Origin of the sequence: Limnospira sp. PMC 289.06 (genome assembly GCF_032350395.1) — a bacterium.
Lineage (GTDB): Bacteria > Cyanobacteriota > Cyanobacteriia > Cyanobacteriales > Microcoleaceae > Limnospira > Limnospira platensis.
Map to the genome: position 1 here is coordinate 1 of NZ_JARPLC010000432.1, position 617 is coordinate 617.

The following is a 617-nucleotide window of genomic DNA, read 5'->3' on the forward strand; positions in this document are numbered from 1 at the left end:
ACAGAAAAACTAAAGCGATCGCCAGCCAAGTCAGTTAACTCGTATAAACGCTTCCGGTTAAAACCAAAGATAAAACATCGGTGCGCTGTTGCAAATTCTCCAAAATTTCCCGCACTCCCGCCAACACATATCCCCGACATCGCAGCAACATTTCGGGGAGATGTTTAATGTAGAGTTTCTGAAGTTGTTCGATATTTTCCGCCGTCGGTTCAAGATTGCACTTTTCTAAAATCCTGCTGCAAATATCCCAATCTGTCAATCCCGCCATATTCAAAGCTGACAAATCCGTGCGATCGCCTGTCAGTTCTGCGATCGCTACCTCCATCGACAGCCGCCCCGCCCCTTTAGTGTTTAAAAGCGTCCCGTCAATATCCCAAAATAACACCGTTTTCAACTTCTCAAATACCCCCTCTCCCCTATTCAAGTTGACTTAGTAACCCACCTTTATATTACAGTTCATCCGGGTTAATTCCCTGGGCGCGTAATAACTCCGCTAGTCTTTCCGCCCGTTGGCGTTCAGCCTCCGCCCGTTGGCGTTCCTGCTGTAACTCTACTTCTGCCCTTTCCGCCCGCTGACGTTCAATTCTAGCCCGTTCATCCCCCGTTAATAGCAAATT

General features: G+C 47.8%; 1 protein-coding gene. It reads right to left on the reverse strand.

The features are described from left to right. Positions 1-34: 34 nt before the first annotated feature. The gene (locus tag P5674_RS25615; RefSeq protein ID WP_410246172.1) at positions 35-385 is read right to left on the reverse strand and encodes an HAD family hydrolase; all 351 of its coding nucleotides are present in this window, start codon (positions 383-385) and stop codon (positions 35-37) included. Positions 386-617 lie beyond the last annotated feature (232 nt).